This window comes from Quyinboa ferrireducens, from assembly GCF_042436675.1.
Classification (GTDB): Bacteria; Bacteroidota; Bacteroidia; order Bacteroidales; family UBA5342; genus JBHJHP01.
In genome coordinates this window covers 92,854-116,550 of the sequence record NZ_JBHMVA010000004.1, presented here as the reverse complement: position 1 = coordinate 116,550, position 23,697 = coordinate 92,854, and the positions used below count along the sequence as shown (strand labels likewise).

Genomic DNA, 23,697 nt, shown 5'->3' with positions numbered 1-23,697 from the left:
TTGGATAATTTTTATGATTTTTGATTCAAATATCAACCTAGATGATAATTGAGCATTTTACTCAACTTTCGATAATAAGCCAAATAATCGCTTTAACTCTGCTGTTCACGCTTTTAGTCCAGTTATTTTACTATTTATGGTTTTACAGCAGAATTATATTCACGAAACTTTCAAAGGATATAAACGCAAATAATTTACCTCCTGTATCCGTGGTAATATCAGCTAAGAATGAGCAATACAATCTTCCGGAATATCTACCATCCATACTTGAGCAGGATTATCCCGATTTTCAGGTGGTAGTGGTTGATGACTGCTCGGAAGATGAAACATGGGATATACTGGAACAACTGAAGAAAAAATATACCAACCTGTATACAACAAGAATTCATTTTGATCCGATTTTTAAACACGGTAAAAAAATGGCTTTATCGCTTGGTATTAAAGCAGCCCAAAACGACATACTTGTGTTTACCGATGCAGATTGTATGCCTGCCGGCAAGGACTGGCTACGACGTGTAGTGAGTAACTACAACGACAACACGGAAGTAGTGATTGGTTACAGCCCGGTATTAAAGGACAAGGGATTTATAAACCGAATGATCCGATACGATAATGTGTTCACTGGGATTCAATATTTGGGATCAGCACTTGCAAAGAAACCATACATGGGTGTAGGACGAAATTTATCCTATAAAAAATCTTTATTCTTCAGTCAAAAAGGATTTTCTCCTTATATTCAACTTATGTCAGGTGATGATGACCTGTTTATCAACAAAGTAGCTACAAAAACAAATTGTGCTGTGGAAATTTCTCCTGACGCGCATGTATTGACAAAAGCAAAAAACAGTTGGAAAGACTGGATCATTCAAAAACGCAGACACCTTACAACAGGTAGGTATTACCGGTTTGGCGACAAATGGCGTTTAGGAGTAGAAATAGGATCCAGATTTCTGTTTTATGTAACGTTCATAATGGCATTGATCCTTATCCCTTATACATGGATAGTTATTGCAGTATTCGGATTAAGATTCCTTGTACAGGGATTAATTATTAATCTATCCGCTAAAAAACTCAAACAACCACATCTGTTGTTTACCTTCTGGTTGTTCGACATTGTGATGCCTTTATTAAATGCCTGGCTATCATTTAAGAATATGAGAAACCCCAAAGGGATTAAATGGAAATAAACCGGGACAGCAAACAGAAAGTAAGAGATCAGGAGCTCGTAAAAAAGGCACTTGGTGGTAACAGTGCTGCATTTTCCTCTCTCATGGATTTCTATTACGATGCCATTTATTTCACGCTTCTGAAAATGGTTAATAACTACAGCGATGCGGAAGATCTGACAGCTGAAGTTTTTGGCAAAGTTTTTAAGTCGCTGGATCAGTATTCAAACGACTATGCATTTAGCACCTGGTTGTTCAGCATTGCCACAAACCATACCATTGACTTTATGCGAAAATCAAAAAAACTGATTCTTTCCATTGAAGATAATGATGACTCAGGTATGGAACCTACTTCGGTGATTCAGGATGACCAGCCTGGACCCGAGGAAAACATGATACGCCAGCAGGAATACAAAAAGCTGGAGAAACTCATCGAAAAGCTGAAACCGTTCTGGCAGGAACTCATTCGTTTACGGTATTATAATGAATTGTCTTACGAAGAAATTGCTGAAAAACTAAATCTTCCAATGGGAACTGTTAAGAGTCAGCTTTACCGGGCAAAAGACTCGTTGGCTAAACTATATAAGGAGCACAAGGAACAGTAATTACAAGTTAAAAGTTAAAAGGTAAAAGGCAAAAGGCAAAAGGTAAAAGGTAAAGGTTAAAAGGCAAAAGTTTTAAGTTTTAAGACATTATATAATGAGGTTTTGAGATATGAAAAAAATTGAAATGGTTGATCTGCGGTCGCAGTATTTAAGAATGAAAGAGGAGATTGATAATGCTGTTCAGGAAGTTATTGATTCCACGGCATTTGTTAAGGGGCCTGCGGTAAAACGATTCGAAAATAACCTGGCTGATTTTCTGGGGGTAAAACATGTGATTGCATGTGCTAACGGAACCGATGCATTACAGATAGCATTAATGGCACTTGGGCTAAAACCAGGTGACGAAGTAATTGCTCCAACATTTACATTTATTGCATCGGCAGAGATAATTGCATTATTAGGATTAACTCCGGTTTTGGTTGATGTAGATCCGGATACTTACAACATTTCCGTTGATGCTGTTGAATCTGCCATAACTGAAAAAACAAAGGCTATCATTCCTGTTCATTTGTTTGGCCAGAATGCCGATCTGGATGCCATTATGGAGTTGGCTAAAAAATATAATCTGTATGTGGTTGAAGATGCCTGTCAGTCCATCGGATCAACTTATTTCAGTAAGGACGGTTCGGTTTGCCAGTCGGGCACAATAGGAGATATTGGTTGCACCTCGTTTTTTCCGTCAAAAAATCTTGGCTGTTATGGCGACGGTGGGGCTGTTTTCACTCATAGTGATGAACTGGCATCAAAAATCAGAGCCATTGCAAACCATGGTATGATGGTTCGATACTATCACGATATGGTTGGGGTAAACAGTCGTCTGGATGGCATTCAGGCTGCCATTCTGGATGTTAAACTAAAACAACTGGACGATTTCGGATCACGCCGCAGTTCTGCTGCAGCCTATTATGACAAAGCACTTGAAGGTATTGATGAATTGCAAATACCTCGTCGTTCTCAACTGTCTACACATGTTTTCCACCAGTATACCATGCGTGTAAAAAACGGAAAACGTGATCAGCTGAAAGATTTTCTGAATAAAAAAGACATCCCTGCGATGGTCTACTACCCCGTTCCGCTGCATTTACAGAAAGCCTATATCGATCCGCGTTACGATGAAGGTAGCTTTCCGGTTAGCGAACAGCTGAGCAAGGAAGTTATTTCATTGCCCATGCACACTGAACTTTCTGAAGATCAGTTGTTGTATATTACAGAGAGCATAAAAGCGTTTTTCAGATAAGACACAAATACCAGGTATCAGGACACAAGATGTACAAAAAAGGCAAAAGGTAAAAGGCAAAAGGTAAAAGGCAAAAAGTAAAAGCAAAATGAAAAACCTCGTAGTTCTTACAGGAGCAGGCATAAGCGCAGAAAGCGGACTGAGAACCTTTCGCGACATGGGAGGTTTGTGGGAAGAATACGATGTAATGGAAGTCTGTAGTCCGCAGGGATGGGACCGTGATCCTGAACTTGTTCTGAACTTTTATAACATGCGCCGGAGACAACTACTGGATGCAAAACCTAATGCGGCCCATTATGGTCTGGCCGATCTGCAGGAATATTTTAATGTACAGATCATCACTCAAAACGTGGATAACCTTCATGAAAAAGCCGGATCAAAACAGGTACTTCACCTCCACGGCGAGTTGATGAAAATTCGTTCAACGGGAGATGAATCGCTTATTTATGAAGTCACTCCTGAAAATATTGACACACACATTGGTGATACGTGTGAAAAAGGGTTTCAGTTGAGACCCCACATTGTATTTTTCGGAGAAGCTGTCCCAGCCATTGAAGATGCCATACCTGTATGCGAAAAAGCAGACCTTTTTGCGGTTATTGGTACATCCATGAATGTATATCCAGCTGCCAGTCTGATCCATTATACGCCTAAAGGCATTCCGTTGTTTTTGTTGGATCCCGAACCCGCCAGTCTGATGTACAGTATGGATGTAATTGCCGATAAAGCTGCGGCGGGCATAGAAATATTAAAACAAAAACTGATGAAATATGTATAAACCACTTTTTATTATAGCGTTATTGAGCGTAATAACCTTCAATACCAGGGCTCAGAAATTCGAAGGTGGTCTCATTGCAGGTCTCCTGGCCAGCCAGATAGATGGTGATTTTCTTGGTGGATACAACAAAGCCGGCGTTACATTCGGAGGCTGGGTTGGTTATCCAATTACTGAAGATTTTTCTATGCACGGGGAACTACGTTATATTCAGAAAGGGAAAGCCAAACTACCAGTACCGGAAGAGGGTATCATCAGTGAAACAACACGACTGAGTTATCTTCAACTTCCTATAATGCTACAATATAACCTGCAGACCAAATGGTTTTTAGAAGGTGGTTTTGGATTTGGTTATCTGTTTCATTACAGCTTTCTGGAAGGTGGAACAAAGTTAAACGAAGAGAACTACCCCATCCAGGCGGACGAATTTTTCTATGGAGAACTTTGCTTTCTTCTCGGAGCCGGTTATCACATCAGCGACAAACTAGCTGTGAACCTGAGATTTACAAACGATATTTTTCCTATAGCAGACCTGACAAACGCAGTAGGAACAAATCCGTGGATAAATCCCGGGAGTTTATTTAATAAAACACTGGAACTAACCCTGATGTATTCCATAGATATCAGGAACTAAGCGTTTCAATGCCAAAGCAGAAACCAATATTCGAAATTTATAGTTATGGAATCTATTCCAAATGGGACCGTAATTCAAGAGATATTCCAAAAATCCTGAAAATCACGGACAAAATACCCGCTGAACTTGATATTGAATTCGGGTATCTGCTTAAAATAAAACGGGGCAAAGGTATAAAACTGGACTTTGAAATTGACCATCCACCTTTTAAAGATGAATCAGGAAAAACAGCAGCACCTTTCCGTGGCGAACACTATGTTAACAGTAACGACTGGGAATTCTTTCTGGGTGATACAATCTGGGAACCGGTAGGTGATAAAACGGGTAAATGGACATTAACGACTACCTGGGAAGGCAAAATGGTAGCGCAAAAAACTCTGTATGTCGTAAAAAATTAAAACACACAGGCTAATCACCTTATAACATGCACCTTAAATGAACTATACATATACATCATACATTATAAAAACAGTATAAAAACCTGATTAAATTCATGTATTTTCTCTGATTCGTAGTTATACTTTTGCAAAAAATTTTTTGAAGCTATGAGTCGTTTAATGCAAACAAGATTGTGGCCTTATATATCCATCACTTTTGGTCTTTTTATATTCTCAATAGGATGGACGGCTTTTCTTATTCCATCTGATATCACCGGTGGTGGAATTGCCGGTGTTGGAACAATTATTTATTTTTCTACAGGAATTCCTGTTGCTCTTACATACCTGTTGGTTAACGTATTATTACTTATTCTGGCTTTTAAAATACTGGGGCCGGGCTATGGCTTAAAAACCATCTATGGTGTTGCGGTTCTAACCGGCTTTCTAGCATTATTTCAGCATTATATTCATGAACCGGCGGTACAGGAACCTTTTATGGCATGCGTAATTGGAGGTATTCTTTCGGGCATAGGGACCGGAATGGTTTTCTCAGGAGGTGGCAGTACAGGAGGAACCGACATCATCGCGTCAATCTATAACAAATACAGACATACAAGTCCAGGAAAAGTCATTCTGTTTTGCGATGTCATAATTATTGGCTCATCCTACTTTGTATTTAAAAAAATTGAGACCATAGTTTATGGATTAACCGCAATGGCCATAGCTTCTTACACCATCGATCTGGTTATCAGTGGTGTGAAACAATCAGTTCAGTTTATGATATTCTCGACCAAATATGAGCAGATTGCCGACCGGATCAATGCCGATATGAACCGCGGCGTTACCGTTATCGACGCAACCGGATGGTACTCAAAAGAAGAACGCAAAATTGTGATGGTGGTAGTTCGTAAACCTGAAGCGCTTGAAGTTTTCAGGATCGTAAAAGACATTGATCCTACTGCGTTTATCAGTCAGGGGTCGGTAATGGGTGTTTTCGGTGAAGGTTTTGAATCAATTAAAGCCTGATTTTTTTGTAATTAAGACCTAAGGCTTATTTTTGCAGTTTATTTGCAAAAATGAATTTAGCCACACTCATAATTATTGCCTTCGGTCTTTCAATGGACAGCTTTGCAGTATCGGTATCCTGTGGCGTAATTCACCGCAAAATCATCCTGAAGGATTTCTTTATTACAGCATTTTTCATGGGACTATTCCAGGGCGGCATGACATTGATCGGTTACTACCTTGGATTAAGCTTCAGGGAACATATTGAAGCTGTGGATCACTGGATAGCTTTCGGATTACTTCTGTTTCTTGGCATTAAAATGATTTACGAAGGAACCAAACATGAAGAACAACGTAACTTCTGCCCTTCAAAATTAAATGTGATCCTTGGCTTATCCATTGCCACTAGTATTGACGCTCTTGCCATTGGTGTAAGCTTTGCAATCCTGCTAAACTCCGCTCCCTTTAATGCATCTACAATAATAGCTATTACCACCTTTTTTATGTCATTAATTGGTATATTTACAGGTGCCAGATTTTCAAAAAGCCGTAAATTGCCATTTGAAATTATTGGTGGAATCGTCCTGATTGGCATTGGTGTTAAAATTTTAATTGAACACACAATACTTTATTAAACAATCTATTATGACTCCGGAAAAACTCAATCAGCGTGAAGGCTGGGTATCAGTATTCGGTAATATTATACTGTTTGGCATAAAGTTATGGGCAGGGATCGTATCCTCATCAGCTGCATTGATTGCTGATGCCTGGCATACGTTATCTGATTCTTTCAGTTCAATTCTGGTTTTATTCGGAGCTAAACTATCTGAAAAACCTGCCGATAAAGAGCACCCGTTTGGCCACGGGAGAGCCGAACTGGTCATCGCCTTATTAATTGGAGCCCTGCTGGCGGCTGTAGCCTGGGAGTTCTTTATGGAAGGAATATCGCGCTTTAAAAACAGAGAGGCTGCCAACTTCGGTATTGTTGCTATTATTGTAACTATTATTTCCATAATTTCGAAGGAAGGAATGGCACAGTACGCATTCCGGATCTTTAAAAAGACGGAATCCCGAAGTGTAAAAGCAGATGGGTGGCATCATCGCAGCGATGCCTTCTCTTCGCTTGTGGTTTTAGCAGGTATATTCTTAGGTAAACATTTCTGGTGGGCCGATGCTGTTTTAAGTATTGCAGTAGCTTTACTCATTTTATATGCAGCTATTGAAATAATCAATGACAGTGCTAACAGGATATTAGGTGATGAACCGGATAACAGGACATTAAAAATACTTAAGTCCATTTGCGACCGGTATATAGAAAGCGATACAGTTCACCACATTCACATTCATAAATACGGAAGGCATTCTGAAATTACGTTTCATATTCGCATGAATCCTGAAATGACACTGCACCAGGCACATGATATAACACTGAAAATTGAAAAGGATGTGCGGAAAGAAATGAATATGGAAGCCACCATACATCCTGAACCGTGTAAAGCCAACGGTCAGGATTAATTATTTTCCATCAGCTCGCGGGCATTATTCAGGGCTGTTTCAGTAACATTTTCTGAGCTCAGCAACGTTGCAATTTCATGTAACCTTTCATCCTGCTGTAATTCCACCACATTAGAGGAAGGCTTGTCACCATCCAACTTGAAGACCTTGTAATGGTGCGATCCACAGGCTGCAATCTGTGGCAAATGGGTAATGGTAACAACCTGCATCGCCTCTCCCATCCGTTGCATAATTTTCCCCATTTTGGCAGCAATTCCTCCGGAGATACCGGCATCAATTTCATCGAAAATAATTGTTGGAAGTGCTTTGCTGGAAGAGAGCAGACTTTTTAAAGCCAGCATCAGACGCGATTTTTCACCACCCGACGCAATTTTTGAAAGTGGCTGAGGTTCATGTTTTTTATTGGAGGAAAACAGAAAGGTTATCCGGTCCTTTCCTGTCTGGGTAAAAGCAGACACCGTTTCGTGCTGAACCTTTAACATACCATTCGGCATTCCCAGTTCCTGCAACAGCTCCGAAGATTTTTTTTCGAGCTGGGGGAGCACTTTTTTTCGCGATCCGGACAGTTCACCTGCCACTTTTTCAAGAGTAGTAAATGCCTTATTCACATCCTTCTCCTTATCCAGTATCGCATACTCATACCCCGAAATATTCGTTAGCTTTGTCTCCAGTTCCTCTTTCAGCAGTATCAGCTCCTCAACGCTTCCAACCCTGTGTTTATGCTGCAAATCGTTTAAAAGGTTCAGCCGGTCTGTAATCTCTTCAATACGTTCAGGCAGGTATTCAATATCATTGGCCTTCAGTTCTGCTTCACCCGCAATATCTTTCAACTCAATAATCACACTTTCCAGTCTCTTTTCCAGCTCTTCAGCCAGCGAAAGATATGTACCGATTTTATGTGCTGCATTGCGGGCCTCAGTCAAAAGGTTAAGTGCTCCGTTAGTTTCATCGTCAATTGAACCGGAAATTTGTGAGAGTGCCATTTTGATTTCTTCAGCATGCGTCAGTGCTTCCAGTTCTGCTTCCAGAATTTCCTGCTCATCTTTATCTGTTAATACGGCCTCTGCCAGCTGATCAAACTGAAACTGAAAATAGTCCTTATCTGCCGCAGCCTTATCTGCCGTTTCTTTTAGTTCCTGTAACTCCCTTTTTAGCCTGAACCACAACTGATATGCCTGCTGATAAGCATTATAAACCGCTGTATTCTGAGCCATACCGTCAATGATCTGAAGCTGAAAGCCACTGTCGTTTAACAACAGGTTCTCATGTTGCGAATGAATATCAATAAGTGATTCTGTAAGCAACTTTAAAATATCAAGCGTTACCGGCGTATCGTTTACAAATGCACGGGACTTTCCGGCAGGAGTAATTTCCCTTCGTATAATGGTTTGATTATCAAAATCAAGATCGTTTTGCTTAAAAAAAGGTTCAAGCCCGTAGCCCTCAATACTGAACTGAGCTTCCACTACACATTTTTCATCCTTGGTAAGGATGGCAGACAAATCGGCCCGCTGACCAAGGATCATATTTAAAGCGCCCAGCATAATGGATTTACCGGCACCGGTTTCGCCGGTAATTACTGACATTCCATTGTGAAACCCGATATTCAGGTTTTGGATCAACGCAAAATTACGAATCGATAAAGATCTGAGCATAAAGTATGGTTTAACCTGAAATCATCCTGTCATAATCCTGAATATGCTGTGGATCGATAATCTTTAAAATAGTACCAATCTCACTTCGGGTAGCCGCATCATGCGGCTTAAACAGATTTATAAATTCTTCATATTTGGTATCGGCAAAAATCTGGAACAGTATTGCCGTAGGTTGTTTTCTGTACGGGTCCTGTAAAGTTGGAATAGCCTTTTTTATGTTTTCCAGACCTTCTACAGGATTATCAGCCATGAGATCAAGCCCCTTTCTGTGATAGTTATATATAAACATCCTGAAGGGTTTAAAATCATCGTGCAGCAGTTGCTCAATCAACCAGTACCTGTTCGTCCTGCTTTCCATGGCCTTCCAACCTGATTGCGATGCATTCTGAGCATTATTGACGATGTGCTCAGATACCTGGAAAAACTGTTGCCCACCCATCGGAGCGAATGAATCATAATCCATTCCAAGTATGATATATGCATAATATGCCAATACAGCTGTCAGGTTATTATCAAAAGTGTTCTCATTGAATATGAGCGGATCAAACTCCACAAACGAAAATGCAAAATTCTTGTCAATATAATTAAACATCAGGGTATTGTACGAAGAATTATATACCGGACGACGTGCCTGAATAGTAAGTGTGCCGGAGAAATTCTCGTTATTCTGCATATCGGTCAGATTGATCAGAAAATTACAGTCAATCCTTTCTTTCGGTTTAAACTCATCATTAGTCCATTTGCGGTTATTCATAAACTCACTTATGGTTTTCTCCATGTTCTCAAATATGGCGACATTGGTGCTTTGAATGGAACGGTGTGTCACAGAAACTTTACAGTTAAACTCCTGAGCCCGCATCGTGCCAAAGATTAATAAAAATACTATAATTACCAGATTCCTCATCTATTATGTCTTTTACGTTCTGTACTAAAACGAACGATAATCTGAATTATTTCAGAACAAAAATAATCAATTTATAAGTCAAACCTTTTAAGTTGCTCAGTAATTAATACCGAAACCATTAGATGTAAATTGTGAACCGATCATCTTCTACCAAAACACAGAAAACTAAACCATCAACTATCTTGTGTCTTGTGTCCTGCAGTCTGCATCTGATGTAAATCCAAATGCTCTTTAACTTTTTCGGCCACTTCGTCCATTAACCATCTGGGGGTGGATGTGGCACCACAAATGCCTATATTATGCTTCGCTTTCAACCAGCTGTAATCCAGTTCATCCACAGATGAAATAAAATAAGAATCAGGATTAGTTGATTTACAAGCCTCGAAAAGCATTTTACCGTTTGAACTTTTTTTACCGCTGACAAATAAAATTAAATCGTTTTTCTTCGCAAACTGTTTAATGCCGGGAACACGTCTTGACACCTGTTTACAAATAGAGTTATGCATTTCCAACACGCCATTGTCTCCCAGACGGTTTAGTATTTCTTGTTCAACAGAAAGAAGTCCTTCCTCCTGTTTGGTAGTCTGCGAGTACAAATAAATCGGTTGATTAAAGTTCAACCCATCCAGATCATCCTCATTTTCCACAACAACGGCCTCATCATCAGTCTGCCCTACCAATCCGTTAACCTCAGCATGTCCCTTTTTTCCGTAAATAACTACAAGTCCGTTGTCCTGCTTTGCCGATTCGAACCCTTTTTTAACGCGTTTTTGAAGCTGTAGCACAACAGGACATGTTGCATCAATAAGGGTAATGTTGTTGTTTTGTGCTGTTTCGTAAGTTGACGGTGGTTCACCGTGCGCACGTAACAAAACCGTAACATTTTTCAACGTTTTGAAGGTATTGTAATCAATGGTTTTCAGACCAAGTTTTTCGAGTCGCTCCACTTCCATGCTGTTATGTACTATGTCTCCCAGACAATACAGTTCTTCTCCCCTGGTCAGTACATCTTCAGCTTTTTTAATGGCATTGACAACTCCAAAACAAAAACCCGACCCGCCATCAATTTCAATCTTATATGCCATCAGCTATTCTTTTTCGCGCAATGGAAAGCACTTTGTCAAGTTGCTGACTCTGATTCAGCATACTGTTATCCAGCTCAATTGCATCAAGCGCCTTTCGTAAAGGGCTTTCCTTTCTGCTGGTATCATACTGATCTCTGTGGTTTATGTTTTCAAGTATTTCCTTGAAACTTACATCATAATCTTTTGATTTTAATTCATCAAACCGTCTCTTAGCTCTGATCTCCGGTTTAGCTACCAGAAAAATCTTAAGCTCAGCCTTAGGAAAAACAACCGTCCCGATATCCCTGCCATCCATAACAATGCCCTTCTCTTTTCCAATCTGACGCTGCAGCTGTACCATTTCTTCTCTTACAAATTTTAAGGCACTTACCTGACTGACATACTTTGACACTTCCATTGAACGAATTTCTTTCTCCACATCCTTACCATTTAACAAGGTAATATTTTCATTATGCAAAGGATCATAACGAAACCCGACCTGAATATCGTGCATAGCAAATTTCAGACTTTCAGCATGTAAATTATCATCCTGAATAATATGGTTTTCAAGGCAATAGTAAGTTACGGCACGGTACATTGCACCGGTATCAACATATACATAACCTAACTCCTTTGCCAGGTCTTTGGCAAGCGTACTCTTGCCGCAAGATGAATATCCGTCAATTGCAATAATTATTCTTTTACTCACGATCGTTAATTTGTAACAAATATAAAAAACTTTGAACTGTACTTTTTTCTGAATTTGGAATTAGTTAAACAAAATTTATCCACAAATGGCTTAAAGTGGCATATTTATAGTATTTTCACATAAAAGAACAGTAATGTTAATAAAACTATACGAAAAAGATACCAACCATAAACAGGTTGAAGAGGTTGTGGAGATACTCCGGAATAATGGAGTCATCATCGTCCCGACTGACACAATATATGCTTTCTGCTGTTCTTTAAACAACCCCAAAGGCATTGATAAAATTCATCAGCTTAAACGTAATAAATCATACAATCTCTCCTTGCTGTGTAGTGATCTGAGTCAATTATCCCAGTTTACAAAACCTATTTCCAACCCGGTATTTAAACTGATGCGAAATAATCTTCCGGGACCTTTTACGTTTATTCTTGAAGCAAATAATAATGTTCCCAAGTTATTCAGAAGCAAAAAGAAAAGTATTGGGATCCGTGTTCCTGATAACAATATAGTTAAAGAGATTACATCGCTTTTAGGCGTGCCCCTGGTTGCAACATCCATCCATTCCGATGATGTGGTACAGGAATACATAACCGATCCTGAACTTATTCATGAAAAATTCGAAAATCTGGTGAACTTGGTCATTGATGGTGGTTATGGCAACAATACTCCATCTACTGTAATTGATTGCACACTGCCCGAACCTGAAGTCATCAGAGAAGGTGCCGGAGAAATCGTCTGAAGAGTGAAAAATTAGAGTAATCAATTAAAACCAATTTCCAACTAATCTATGTCTAAGTCCAAAATCTTAAATCCTACGTCCTGGTTCTTGTATCTAAACTCACCTTTTCATAAAACGATCCATATGCCGCTTGTCATCTTTTTCCTTTAGGGTCTGACGCTTATCGTATTCCTTTTTACCTTTTGCAAGTGCTATCTGAAGTTTTGCGTATCCCTTCTCATTAATGAACAGTCGCACAGGAATAATGGTAAGCCCGGATTCCTTGATTTTCCGGTCCAGTTTACGCAATTCTTTTTTCTGAAGCAATAATTTACGGTCGCGTGTGGTATTGTGATTATTATAGGATCCATAAAAATATTCCGAAATATTCATTGACTTAATCCATAACTCACCATTTGCAAAATAACAATAAGAATCGACAAGGCTTGCTTTGCCGTTACGAATCGATTTAATTTCGGTTCCGGTCAGAACGATTCCAGCTGTAAACTTTTCTATCAGCTCATAATCAAACGTTGCCCGCTTGTTCTTAATATTAATATTATTCTGCTTTTTTTCCATTAAAATCCAGGCATTAAAATACGCAATAAGCTAAAAACAGCATAGTTTCCTGCAATGATCACAAATGAACAAAACACCACAAAACTGGCTTTATCTTTTTCATCTACGTTAAATATAGGCGTCACACCTTCCCAGATAATATAAGCTGTATATAAGTTGAGTATCTTCAGAAAGAAAAGTTCAGGAAACAGCTCTGTAACAAATTTTATGGCAAAGATTACTGCAGATGAATAGGCAACAAAGCGAAACACATTGTTCCTGTCCTGTGTAAGATTAAATTTAGGCATCAGAAAATAAATCGCCCCCATGCTGACATATATACTGGCAAAGAGACTCACAAAAACGAGCAACGCTTTTTTCAGCGATTCCTCCACATTAAATCCCTCTAAATATATTGCAGTTCCAATAAAAGCAGCAATAGCAGACAAAGCAATTAACGGTAATGCAAACTGATGTACAACATTCAGACCGGTCAGCTCATCCTTTTGAATTTCTTTCCATTCCGCAGAAGGAGAAATGATTATATTTTTTAAGCGGTTAAATAAGGATTTGTAACTCATACAATGCGTTTATGAGCGCAAAATTAAACATTTTTATACATGGCCTGCAAATTAAAGTGAACTGTTAACTAATATTACTTTTTTCTTTGTTATTTTGACCCGGAATATGAATAAGAACCCGGATTCAACATATAATCTGCTTACGGTAATCGGCCCTACAGCTTCCGGGAAAACAGGTTTTGCTGTCGCTTTGGCCAAAGAACTGAATGCAGAGATCATTAGCGGAGACAGCCGCCAGCTTTACCGAGGAATGGATATTGGAACTGGCAAAGATCTGGTGGAATATTCATTGGACGGCACAACAATTCCTTATCATCTGATTGATATCGTAGATGCGGGATACAAGTATAATGTATATGAATATCAGCGCGATTTTGTTTCGGCATTCGAAGATATTTCCGGTAGAGAAAAACTCCCGCTGTTGTGTGGCGGAACCGGTTTGTATATAGAGGCTGTATTAAAAGGATATAAACTTGTTAATGTACCGCAAAACCCGAAACTGAGATCAGCTTTGGAACAAAAGACATTGCACGAACTGGAGGATATATTAAAAAGCTATAAGTCATTACATAACAGCACCGATACAGATACTAAACGAAGAGCAATCCGGGCTATCGAGATTGCGGAATACTATTCCACTAATCAAATTGATGACACTGATTATCCTGAGATAAATTCTTTACTGATCGGAGTTTCAATCAACAGGGAACTGAGAAGAAAAAAAATTACGGCAAGGCTTAAGACCCGCCTCGAAGAAGGGATGATAGACGAAGTAAAGGCCTTGCTTGAAAAAGGCATTACTCCCGAAGATTTAATTTATTACGGTTTGGAATACAAGTTTGTCACCCAGTATCTTATTGGTGAGCTTACATATGATGAAATGTTTGAATCGCTTGAAATAGCCATACATCAGTTTGCAAAGCGACAAATGACCTGGTTCAGGGGCATGGAAAGACGTGGCTTTAAAATTCACTGGATTGATGTAAACCAGCCACTGAATGAAAAAATTGAAAAAGTTAAATCACTTTTTTATGGAACTGTTCGATAAAGATCATCTGGTTAAACTGGCTAATACGCGCATGCCTTTCGGAAAATATAAAAACAGGTTCCTGGTTGATCTTCCGGAGCCTTATCTGGTTTGGTTCCGCCAAAAGGGATTCCCTGAAGGTAAACTTGGTGATATGCTTAAAGAAATGTATGAAATTAAAGTCAATGGTCTCGAAGGTTTAATACGCCCTCTTATCAGAAGATGATCATCCAGCATTATCGACCAGGATACTTTCCTGAAAATTAATTACCCTTCCGGGGAATACTTCAAGCAGGCTGGAGTTATGCGTCGCCATTAGTATTGTGGTGCCTTCATCCCTGATTTGCTTCAGTATTTTCATAATTTGGGTCGAAGTTTCAAAATCAAGGTTACCTGTTGGTTCATCCGCCAGGATAAGTTCCGGTTTATTTAAAAGTGCTCTTGCAATGGCAATGCGTTGTTGCTCACCACCCGATAATTCATGTGGCTTTTTATACCCTTTATTCTTCATCCCTACATGATCCAGTACTTCGTTTATCCTGTTTTCAATTTTCTTTTTATCCTTCCAGTTGGTAGCTTTCAGAACAAATTCCAGGTTGGCACTTACGTTGCGATCATACAATAATTGAAAATCCTGAAAAACAATGCCTATTTTTCTACGCAAATAAGGAATTTCTCTGTTCTTAAGTTTTTTCAGGTCGTAGCCTGCTACTTCTCCTTCTCCATTCAAAAGTGGAATATCGGCATAAAGTGTACGTAAAAGGCTGCTTTTTCCGGTTCCGGTTTTACCTGTTAAATAGATAAACTCACCTTTTTTAACCTCAAGGTTTACATTTTTCAGAACTACGAGTTCCCTGTGACTTATTTCTGCATCCTGCAACCGTATGACAACTTCTTCGTTATCCATAGAAAAATTTTTTCCGAAGATACTAAAATTTACAGCGAATTAAAACGGACGGGAATCTCCTCCTCCGGACCTGTTAAAATCGTTTGATTGTGAATTAAACTCATCTTCATAGCTGTTCATTTTTGAACTGAGTGTAATTGGCTCTCCTGCTCCCGGATAGTTACCGGTAAAATCATCTTCCGGATCAATGAACTTAGCCAACTCTTTTCTGAACCTGATCTGTACCGTACCGGTGGCACCATTACGATGTTTTGCTATGATAACTTCAGCTACACCAATTAAATCATTTCCGTCCGGATCTTCCGTTATACCATAGTATTCAGGACGATGAATGAATAATACCATATCTGCATCCTGTTCTATTGCTCCGGATTCGCGAAGGTCAGCCAGCTGAGGTCTTTTACCTTCGTAACCTGTTCGTCCTTCTACACCACGGTTCAACTGCGAAAGTGCCACGATAGGTACATTCAGTTCCTTGGCCAATCCTTTTAATGAACGCGATATTAAACTCACCTCCTGCTCCCTGCTCCCCGGTTTCATGTCTTTGGCATTCATCAACTGAAGGTAATCGATAAAAATTGCTGAGATGTTATGTTTTTGCTTCAGGCGACGACACTTAGCCCTGAGCTCAAATATTGACAACCCGGGAGTATCATCCACAAAAATAGGCGCATCCTGAAGATTTTTTATCTTATGATTCAAATGATCCCATTCTTCATGGCTCAGGCGACCGTTCTTAATTTTCTCCCCTTCAATTTCGCATTCACTTGAAATAAGTCGGTTAACCAACTGTACATTCGACATCTCAAGAGAGAAAATTGCTATTGGACGATCAAAATCAAGTGCAATATTTCGGGTCATGGATAATATAAATGCTGTTTTCCCCATCGCAGGACGGGCAGCCAGGATAATAAGATCTGAATTTTGCCAACCGGATGTAATTTTATCCAGTTTCCGGAAACCTGACGGCACACCACTCAATCCTTCTTTCTGTTTTGATGCTTCCTCAATATTATGAATTGCCTCTTCAATAATCGGATTGATCTGTGTTGTTTCATTTTTAACGCCAACCTGGGAAATTTCAAAAATGCTGTTTTCAGCACTTTCAAGCAATTCATCCACATCCAGACTCTCATCGTAAGCATTGTTCTGAATTTCAGTTGAAACACGAATCAGTTCACGTTGCAGATATTTTTGAGCGATGATCCTTGCATGGTATTCAATGTGAGCTGCTGAGGCTACCTTTGTGGTCAACTGAGATATATACACAGGACCACCAATTTCCTCCAGCTGACCTTTCTTTTTTAGTTGCTCAGTTACAGTAAGCAAGTCGATCGGTTCTTCTTTTGAGAACAAATCAACAACCGCAGAATAAATAATTTGATGGGCTTCTTTATAAAACGAGTCTGTTCTTAATATATCCCCAACAGCAGGATACGCACTTTTTTCAAGCATTAGCGCTCCCAGAACTGCCTCTTCAAGTTCTATCGCCTGTGGTGGCAGTTTCCCAAATTCATTTGCCGGGACTGTCGGTTTGTATTGTGCAGACCTCGTGTTTTTCTGAGCCATAATATTCCTGTTTATACGTAGAAGTTATATAAATTAATAGGTTTCCCCAGGTAGAAACTGACGTCAAATTTAATAAACACAATGCAGAAATCAGATTCGAAATCTCAGTTTGTTGACGACTTCTTTATTGGGCTATGAGTCAAAAACATAAGGGATCCATATTTGTTTATAAATTGTGAATATATATATACTGCCTTCCGTAATTGCAGCTAAAGTGAAAATAATTCATTTTGTATAGTTATTTTTGTTTAAAACTGATCCAATGATTCTGCACCCCAATGCCAAAATAAATATCGGACTGGATATTATTGAAAAACGTCCGGATGGCTATCATAATCTGGAGTCACTTTTCTATCCGGTTCCGCTAACTGACAGGCTTGAAATAACACCTGCCGATGCATTCAAATTCACAGAATCAGGTATAAAACTGGATTCTGATCCTTCAGAAAATCTGGTTCTTAAAGCATATCATCTGCTTAATAATAATTTCAGGCTACCATTTGTCGCCATACATTTACACAAGTCTATTCCCTTTGGTGGTGGTTTAGGTGGTGGATCATCCGATGCCTCCTACTGTCTCAATGGTTTAAACCGCTTATTTAATTTAAATATTGGCGAAACTCAGCTCGCAGAACTATCAGCCAGGATTGGAGCCGACTGTCCTTTTTTTATATACAATAAACCGGCTATGGTTTCAGGCATTGGCGATATAATTGAACCTGTAGATTTTAGTTTGAAGGATTATTTTCTGGTGTTGGTAAAACCGGATGTTGGTGTTCCCACACCATTGGCATATAAAAACATTGTACCTTCCAGACCCAAAAAGAAAATTTCTGAAATACTGGAACAACCTTTAAGTACATGGAAGTATGAACTTAAAAACGATTTTGAAACAACTGTTTTTAAATCATTTCCTGAATTTAAAGTTATTAAGGAGAAATTGTATGCCAACGGAGCACTTTACGCTTCAATGTCGGGCAGCGGCTCAACATTCTACGGTTTGTTTGAAAAGGAAGTTGATATTGAAAATGAGTTCAGGAATATGTTTTATTTTTCCTGTTTGTTATAAAGGCAGCGTAAAGTAAAAAGCTGTTCCCTTGTTTTCTTTCGATTCAAACCATATATCACCTTCAAGCAGCTTTAAAATACCTTTACATATGCTTAAACCTAATCCTGCACCTTCGTGATATATGTCTTCTTCAACTTGTCTGAACCGCTCAAAAATAATGTATTGCTTATCATCAGGAATGCCTTTTCCTGTATCTTTAACGTAAAATTCAAGATAACCTGAGCCATCTTTGGATTTCACCTTATATCCCACTTCAATACTGCCTTGTTTGGTAAATTTAAAGGCATTGTTAATCAGGTTATCCAATACTTGTTCCAAGCGTTGAATATCACTTCGTATCTGCAAATCATCATTTTTAGCAGGTGTATTGATTATAAAATCAATATTCCCACTTGCACTATAAATATCCAGACTCTGATACTTTTGCGATACATTCCGCAGAACTTCGTTTACATTAAAACGCGACTTGGTTACACTGAGCTGACCAGCTTCAATTTTGGAGATATCAATAATATCGTTAATGATTCGTAACAGATTATTCCCTGAATTATTTATTAATCCAAGAAACTGCTTTATTTCCTCCTCGTCAGCTTCCTCATCCTTTAGTAAATGAGAAAATCCAAGTATGGCGTTCAGCGGGGTCCGTATTTCATGACTCATATTAGCCAAAAATGCCGATTTCAAACGATCACTTTCTTCCGCTTTTTCCTTTGCAAGTTTATATTTAAGATTCTCCTCTTCTATTTTCATATTTGATTGCTGTAATCTGTTTGAACCAATTACAGCGAGAATGCCAGAGCTAATTAGAAAGAAATTATTTCCCAAAAACCAGGTAAATTCTTCTGAATGTAATCCGTGACTTAGTAAATGTTGATCAAAAACAGCAACAAAGTCGTAAGAAAAAACTACAACAAAAAATACGATAGTTGAATAAATGAATGAAAATTTAAATACAAATCCAGCCCAGAGAAAGACTAATATAGATCCTGCATAATATCCCCAAAAGGACATTTCTCCTGGTTCAGAAACGGCAATCATTGAAATTATTCCCAGTTGGCCAGCCAAGAGGAGTAGTAATAACTTTTCATTAGTTCTTTTCGTAAAACTTTTGTGGTATGTGTAAATCCAAACAAGTACTATTGCGGGTAATATAATTACATATCTAATAAACCATGCTGATTTATAGTTTATTGGCATCATAAACGGATCAAGGATTCCAAAAAGTCCATAAATAAATAAAGCTGACATAAGACCAATTCTTATATCTTTAAGGTCTATGCCATTCATTATTTTAGGCTTCCTTTCTAGTGATCCTGACATTGTAAAATTTTATTCCCCAAATTTAAACAAAATTTAATAATACGGACCAAAAAATCACAAAAAAGTTAATTATAGGTTAAAATTCAATAGAAAAAGCTTGACTATTGTTAAATAATCAAGCTTAATATGATGTAAAAAACTTAAATTAAGAATATTAGCACTTAATATGCATAAAAAGATTAACATTCTCCGGCTCACGCCCAATGTTAATTTGAGTAAAATCAAATCCTGCCTTCATTGCCAGGGTTACCAATTCTTCATCAGTTCTATGTTGCAAGAACCATTCACCCATAATTTCCATATAATCACGACTTGGATTATGTCTTTCATTAAAATTTCCAATTATTATTTCACCACCAGGCTTAACAAAATCCTTGAACCTGGATAGAACCATTATAAATGCTTTTTCATTGAAATAATCAAATAATCCTGCTGACCATACAACATCGAATTTCTTTTCAGTCCTGTATCTAAGCACATTTGCTTTTACAAATTCGATGTTTTTTGAATAACCATTTACCAAATTACTTGCATACTTTATAGCATTCTCATCAATTTCCACACACGTTGTGTGAAGCTGATTTGGAGAATCAATTTCCTGATATAATTCCAAAATATCACGTGCAGGGCCACTGGCAACATTAAGCAGATCAATTTTTCCCGTTGACATGCTTAACTTATGTTTTAACTTTGACTTGAAATATTTCTTTCTGTTTCTTACAGCTTTAGGAGCGGACTGAGAATGAAAGTATTCATCCCAAACTTTGTATTTCTCAATATCTGAATGATGATAGGTATATATTTTATCAATCATTAAATAATCTCCTGCATACCCCTGAGGTTTTCTTAGTCCATATCCCTGAATAGTATTATACAAGAACTCTTCGCCAAATGACCTACTTAAATATGCTAAATCAGATTTATCCAGATCATTACTTCGAACTGCATTACCAATCCTCGTAATAAGCTTATCAATTAATTTAAAGTCACCTTCCGTAATAGTTTTTCTGGATATAGACTCCACTTGCTCCATCAACTGAGACTTTGTTACCGATTGAGATAGTATTTTTGCATCCATGGGGAATTAGAATTGAGGGTTATATATGTAATTTAATTTGCCTTTCATAATACAATAATCACAAGCGATTAATAATGACATTTAAAATCAATAATGTTGCTAAATATCTAAGGTTATATTACCTGTTCCAATTATTCAACGGCTTTAATTATGGACATAACAAATTTTGGGGTTATACATTAATTAACGCGTTATGAACAGTTACAAATATTGAAATATTTATTTGAAAAATAAAGCAATTTGCTAAAATTTTTAACATATACTACTTACTTTATATCTACATAACAAATTCAAATTGAATATTTTGCGACCTTTTCTTTTCTTATTTAGAATAAAAAAGGATACCGAATACTTGAAAAATTTAACATTTATTCCCTATTCTGAATCAAAAACCAGCTATATGACACACCACTTAAACAACTGTATACTTGACACTTAAAACATACTGCAATAAACCCTTTTAGGTTGAAAAGTGCATTAAAAAAGGCATTCAGAACACTTATTCTTATGAAACTATTTTCAATTTTAGTGAATTAAGAATTGATTTAAATACAAAATTCAATGGCCAATAATTTTTTGGGATTTTTTTTTTGAAAAAAAGTATCAGTCAGCTGTTTTCAGGTGCATAATACAGCAAATAATGCTGTTAAAACATACAAACTGGTCTTAAAAAAATCCGGTTCCTACGAATTCTCAGAGATACTCTAAGTTTTTTGAGGCTCTGGAAGTACCATAAATTTCACAAATACGAAAATTGATAATGCCAAAAAAGCACTGACTAAAAATACATAACTAAAATGGCCGCCGATAAAAAAGAAAGCAGCAAAAACGGGACCTATGGATTGACCAATCCGGAGTACCATGCCATTTACTGACATAAATGCTGCCCTTTCAGATAATGGTGCCAATCCGACTAACATTGTTTGCACGTTAGGAATAAAACTTCCATGTGCCAGACCAAACAAAATTGTTGCCAGGATAAGAAGCGGCCACGAGTCGGCAAACGCATAAACTGACAGGCTTATCGCATATAAAACCGAACTAGCATACAACATTTTGTATGTTGTAAATTTTTCAACAATCCTGGAATATTGAGACGAAGTTAATGCCGTGGTGATTGACATCAGCGACATAATACCTCCGATGGTCAGAGTACCTACATCAAATCTTTCCTTAACCATTAATGGCAAAAATGTAAGGTAAGCGCCATATAGTACTACGAAAGCAAGAATATTTGAAATAAACAGTCCCCAGACAATTTTCCGGTTAATGGTATTCCATACACGGGTAAGATAGTCCCTGAACTTCACCTTTCCTTTTAAGGCAGGTACATTCAGGTTAAAATAAACGATAGCAATAAGCGGAATTATCAATGCAGGAATATAAAAAATAGTACGCCAGTCAATCGCTGCCAATGCGCCCCCAATTGCGGGAAAAGAGGCCGTACCAATACTCAGAACGCTGGCATTAAGTCCCATCACTTCCCCTCTTCTTTTGCCTTCAAAAAGATCCCCAATTAACGTAACATTTAAGGATCCCAAAGCTGAAGCTCCCACGCCCTGAATAAAACGCATAACCAGAAGCATCTGATAAGTTTCCTGAAAGGCACACAGAAAACCGCCTATACCAAACAATGCCATAGAAGGGATCAGAATTGTCTTACGTCCGTAACGATCTGCAAGAATACCCATTACAGGTGTTAAAACTATTCCGGGTACGGTAAAAACAGTAATCAGGTATCCGACCTGTGTTTCATTCAAACCAAACTGTTCCATGATAACCGGAAATGCCGGGGCTAAACTTGCCACACCTGAGACACCGAACAAGGTGATCCCGAAAATTATATAAAGCCTGGAGTCTTTTAAAACTGATTGATTCATACTTAAACTTATTCTTCCTCAGGCATTTCCAGCGCCTGAACCGGAGCAATAGCATTTCCTGCAATACCTCTTACGGAATGATACATATGGTTGGTATTCAGTAATACTTTCTGAATTTGTTTTTCTCTTCTCTTCCAGGCTCCTTCCATAGCCCTGCGCTCTCTGTCCAGATCGTTTTGCATTTCAGTAAATCCTTCAACAATAGCTTCAATCTGCAACCGGAATTCATTACTGGTAAGATAATCATATAGCATCACCATCTTATCACCCTTGTTTTCCTGCGATGCCACGGCCTGACTAAGTTGCACCAATGATTCGCGTAATACCGCACAAAGGCCTTTAAATTCTACATAATTACAAATCCATATTCCGTCCTTCATACCCATCCGGTCCATATCCTTTGGCATGGCCTCGGTTACAATTACACCAATATTGGCATTCATATCCCGCATGTCGTTCCTGAATTTTTCTATCCACGCAGGCTGAAAATCCTTGGTTCGCTTACTCTCGTAATAAATCACGCCACAATTCTGATGCGAACGGGTATTTACAATCTGTTTACAATCCGCGCCCCGGACACCTTTTCGAACTTCTTCAATTGTATCCAGTGGAAACTGTTCCCGCAAAAACTCTTCGATTGCCAATTCCTGAACCTCACCCTGCATCTGCATAGATCCCTGTTCAGCTTTGCGCTTCATCTCATCCACCTGCTCTTTCAACTGATTGATAAGTGTGTCCTTTTCTTTCAACCGAAGCTCACTTTTTTCAATGGCCATTTTTTCAAGCCGCTCCCTTTCCTTTGCAATTTCTTCATTTATCTTTTTCTGAGCTTCCGCCTCCACAACATCTCGCAGTTCTTCCTTCTCCCGCTTCAGTTTTTCAATTTCTGCCTGTTTTTTATTCAAATCCTTTACCTTTTCGCTTTTCTCAAGCAATTCTTTACGCATGGATTCAAAAACCTCTTCCTGTTCCTCCTTCAGTGACTTTTTAAGTTCTGCTTCCAGTTTTTCCCGTTCACTTTTCAACTTATTCTTTACATCCTCGCTAACCTTTCTCTCTATATTTTCCTTTTGTTCCTCAATCAGTTTGCGTTCGTTTTCAACATCATCCTGAAGTTTTTTGAATTTCTTCCGTTCTTCACTTAAATAATTCTGGTACCTATGTTTAAAATCCTCTTCCATCTGCCTGTACAGAATTGCATTTACATCAATCGCATATCCACAATTGGGGCAGGAAACCTGATTTTCACTCTTTTTATCCATGGATTCTTTCTTTGAAAACCAAAGATAACGGAAGACATTGATAAAACCAACCTGAAGTTTTGCATGATTTTTGTATTTTAGC

General features: G+C 38.3%; 25 protein-coding genes. 13 read left to right on the top strand and 12 right to left on the bottom strand.

What is annotated here, in order from left to right; translation table 11 throughout:
* Nucleotides 1-41 precede the first annotated feature (41 nt).
* The 9 genes from ACE01N_RS08505 to ACE01N_RS08465 all read left to right on the top strand — a co-directional run bounded on the left by ACE01N_RS08505 (nucleotide 42) and on the right by ACE01N_RS08465 (nucleotide 7,314).
* Complete coding sequence (locus tag ACE01N_RS08505; RefSeq protein ID WP_375729036.1) at nucleotides 42-1,187, top strand: glycosyltransferase; 1,146 nt, start codon at nucleotides 42-44, stop codon at nucleotides 1,185-1,187.
* Nucleotides 1,178-1,771: an RNA polymerase sigma factor gene (locus ACE01N_RS08500; RefSeq protein ID WP_375729035.1), complete on the top strand. Its 594-nt coding sequence runs from the start codon at nucleotides 1,178-1,180 to the stop codon at nucleotides 1,769-1,771. Before ACE01N_RS08505 ends, ACE01N_RS08500 begins: the two co-directional genes overlap by 10 nt.
* Before the next feature lie 109 nt (nucleotides 1,772-1,880).
* On the top strand, nucleotides 1,881-3,008 hold the full coding sequence (locus ACE01N_RS08495; RefSeq protein WP_380587097.1) for a DegT/DnrJ/EryC1/StrS family aminotransferase: 1,128 nt from the start codon (nucleotides 1,881-1,883) through the stop codon (nucleotides 3,006-3,008).
* Between the two features lie 88 nt (nucleotides 3,009-3,096).
* Entirely contained in the window at nucleotides 3,097-3,786 is a 690-nt protein-coding gene (locus tag ACE01N_RS08490) for an SIR2 family NAD-dependent protein deacylase (RefSeq protein ID WP_380587094.1), read from the top strand.
* The gene (locus ACE01N_RS08485) at nucleotides 3,779-4,417 is read left to right on the top strand and encodes a porin family protein (protein ID WP_375729032.1); all 639 of its coding nucleotides are present in this window, start codon (nucleotides 3,779-3,781) and stop codon (nucleotides 4,415-4,417) included. The genes ACE01N_RS08490 and ACE01N_RS08485 overlap by 8 nt, the downstream gene beginning before the upstream one ends.
* 8 nt (nucleotides 4,418-4,425) lie before the next feature.
* The gene (locus ACE01N_RS08480) at nucleotides 4,426-4,815 is read left to right on the top strand and encodes a DUF3859 domain-containing protein (protein WP_380587090.1); all 390 of its coding nucleotides are present in this window, start codon (nucleotides 4,426-4,428) and stop codon (nucleotides 4,813-4,815) included.
* A gap of 147 nt (nucleotides 4,816-4,962) precedes the next feature.
* Nucleotides 4,963-5,820, top strand: coding sequence for a YitT family protein (locus ACE01N_RS08475; RefSeq protein ID WP_380587087.1), 858 nt, complete (start codon nucleotides 4,963-4,965; stop codon nucleotides 5,818-5,820).
* A gap of 50 nt (nucleotides 5,821-5,870) precedes the next feature.
* On the top strand, nucleotides 5,871-6,434 hold the full coding sequence (locus tag ACE01N_RS08470; RefSeq protein ID WP_380587084.1) for a manganese efflux pump MntP: 564 nt from the start codon (nucleotides 5,871-5,873) through the stop codon (nucleotides 6,432-6,434).
* 10 nt (nucleotides 6,435-6,444) lie between these two features.
* Entirely contained in the window at nucleotides 6,445-7,314 is an 870-nt protein-coding gene (locus tag ACE01N_RS08465) for a cation diffusion facilitator family transporter (RefSeq protein WP_375729028.1), read from the top strand.
* On the opposite strand, the gene recN is transcribed toward ACE01N_RS08465, so the two are convergent.
* The 4 genes from recN to cmk form a co-directional block, all read right to left on the bottom strand.
* Nucleotides 7,311-8,969, bottom strand: a complete 1,659-nt coding sequence (recN, locus tag ACE01N_RS08460) for a DNA repair protein RecN (protein ID WP_380587080.1) — start codon at nucleotides 8,967-8,969, stop codon at nucleotides 7,311-7,313. The two genes, ACE01N_RS08465 and recN, sit on opposite strands and share 4 nt — an antisense overlap.
* A gap of 10 nt (nucleotides 8,970-8,979) precedes the next feature.
* Entirely contained in the window at nucleotides 8,980-9,873 is an 894-nt protein-coding gene (gene porD / locus ACE01N_RS08455) for a type IX secretion system protein PorD (RefSeq protein WP_375729026.1), read from the bottom strand.
* Nucleotides 9,874-10,046: 173 nt separating this feature from the next.
* Nucleotides 10,047-10,958, bottom strand: coding sequence for a 4-hydroxy-3-methylbut-2-enyl diphosphate reductase (locus ACE01N_RS08450; RefSeq protein WP_380587076.1), 912 nt, complete (start codon nucleotides 10,956-10,958; stop codon nucleotides 10,047-10,049).
* Nucleotides 10,948-11,646: a (d)CMP kinase gene (cmk, locus tag ACE01N_RS08445; RefSeq protein WP_380587073.1), complete on the bottom strand. Its 699-nt coding sequence runs from the start codon at nucleotides 11,644-11,646 to the stop codon at nucleotides 10,948-10,950. Before cmk ends, ACE01N_RS08450 begins: the two co-directional genes overlap by 11 nt.
* 133 nt (nucleotides 11,647-11,779) lie before the next feature.
* On the opposite strand from cmk, the gene ACE01N_RS08440 reads away from it, so the two are divergent.
* The gene (locus tag ACE01N_RS08440; protein ID WP_380587070.1) at nucleotides 11,780-12,385 is read left to right on the top strand and encodes an L-threonylcarbamoyladenylate synthase; all 606 of its coding nucleotides are present in this window, start codon (nucleotides 11,780-11,782) and stop codon (nucleotides 12,383-12,385) included.
* 99 nt (nucleotides 12,386-12,484) lie between these two features.
* Here ACE01N_RS08440 and smpB read toward each other — a convergent pair whose 3' ends face one another.
* Nucleotides 12,485-12,943 carry an SsrA-binding protein SmpB gene (gene smpB / locus ACE01N_RS08435; RefSeq protein WP_375729022.1) on the bottom strand — a complete coding sequence of 153 codons (459 nt, stop codon included), beginning with the start codon at nucleotides 12,941-12,943 and terminating at the stop codon, nucleotides 12,485-12,487.
* Nucleotides 12,943-13,503, bottom strand: coding sequence for a Yip1 family protein (locus ACE01N_RS08430; RefSeq protein ID WP_380587066.1), 561 nt, complete (start codon nucleotides 13,501-13,503; stop codon nucleotides 12,943-12,945). Before ACE01N_RS08430 ends, smpB begins: the two co-directional genes overlap by 1 nt.
* A gap of 106 nt (nucleotides 13,504-13,609) precedes the next feature.
* Between ACE01N_RS08430 and miaA the strand changes: the two genes are divergently transcribed.
* A complete protein-coding gene (gene miaA, locus ACE01N_RS08425) occupies nucleotides 13,610-14,551 on the top strand; it encodes a tRNA (adenosine(37)-N6)-dimethylallyltransferase MiaA (RefSeq protein WP_375729020.1) in 942 nt (313 codons plus the stop codon).
* The gene (locus ACE01N_RS08420; RefSeq protein WP_375729019.1) at nucleotides 14,535-14,756 is read left to right on the top strand and encodes a DUF3820 family protein; all 222 of its coding nucleotides are present in this window, start codon (nucleotides 14,535-14,537) and stop codon (nucleotides 14,754-14,756) included. Before miaA ends, ACE01N_RS08420 begins: the two co-directional genes overlap by 17 nt.
* Here the strand turns inward: ACE01N_RS08420 and ACE01N_RS08415 are convergent, their stop codons facing one another.
* Together ACE01N_RS08415 and dnaB are read right to left on the bottom strand one after the other, a co-directional pair.
* Nucleotides 14,757-15,437: a cell division ATP-binding protein FtsE gene (locus tag ACE01N_RS08415; RefSeq protein ID WP_380587061.1), complete on the bottom strand. Its 681-nt coding sequence runs from the start codon at nucleotides 15,435-15,437 to the stop codon at nucleotides 14,757-14,759.
* Between the two features lie 39 nt (nucleotides 15,438-15,476).
* The gene (gene dnaB, locus ACE01N_RS08410) at nucleotides 15,477-17,006 is read right to left on the bottom strand and encodes a replicative DNA helicase (RefSeq protein ID WP_375729017.1); all 1,530 of its coding nucleotides are present in this window, start codon (nucleotides 17,004-17,006) and stop codon (nucleotides 15,477-15,479) included.
* 262 nt (nucleotides 17,007-17,268) lie between these two features.
* Between dnaB and ispE the strand changes: the two genes are divergently transcribed.
* Nucleotides 17,269-18,075 (top strand): 4-(cytidine 5'-diphospho)-2-C-methyl-D-erythritol kinase, encoded by an 807-nt coding sequence (gene ispE, locus ACE01N_RS08405; protein ID WP_380587056.1) that lies wholly within the window; start codon nucleotides 17,269-17,271, stop codon nucleotides 18,073-18,075.
* Here the strand turns inward: ispE and ACE01N_RS08400 are convergent.
* From ACE01N_RS08400 to ACE01N_RS08385, 4 genes are all read right to left on the bottom strand, one after another.
* Nucleotides 18,070-19,395, bottom strand: a complete 1,326-nt coding sequence (locus ACE01N_RS08400) for a sensor histidine kinase (RefSeq protein WP_380587053.1) — start codon at nucleotides 19,393-19,395, stop codon at nucleotides 18,070-18,072. The two genes, ispE and ACE01N_RS08400, sit on opposite strands and share 6 nt — an antisense overlap.
* Before the next feature lie 154 nt (nucleotides 19,396-19,549).
* On the bottom strand, nucleotides 19,550-20,473 hold the full coding sequence (locus ACE01N_RS08395; protein ID WP_380587050.1) for a class I SAM-dependent methyltransferase: 924 nt from the start codon (nucleotides 20,471-20,473) through the stop codon (nucleotides 19,550-19,552).
* 704 nt (nucleotides 20,474-21,177) lie between these two features.
* A complete protein-coding gene (locus ACE01N_RS08390) occupies nucleotides 21,178-22,353 on the bottom strand; it encodes an MFS transporter (RefSeq protein WP_380587047.1) in 1,176 nt (391 codons plus the stop codon).
* 8 nt (nucleotides 22,354-22,361) lie between these two features.
* Complete coding sequence (locus ACE01N_RS08385) at nucleotides 22,362-23,615, bottom strand: DUF2130 domain-containing protein (RefSeq protein ID WP_380587044.1); 1,254 nt, start codon at nucleotides 23,613-23,615, stop codon at nucleotides 22,362-22,364.
* Nucleotides 23,616-23,697: the final 82 nt, after the last annotated feature.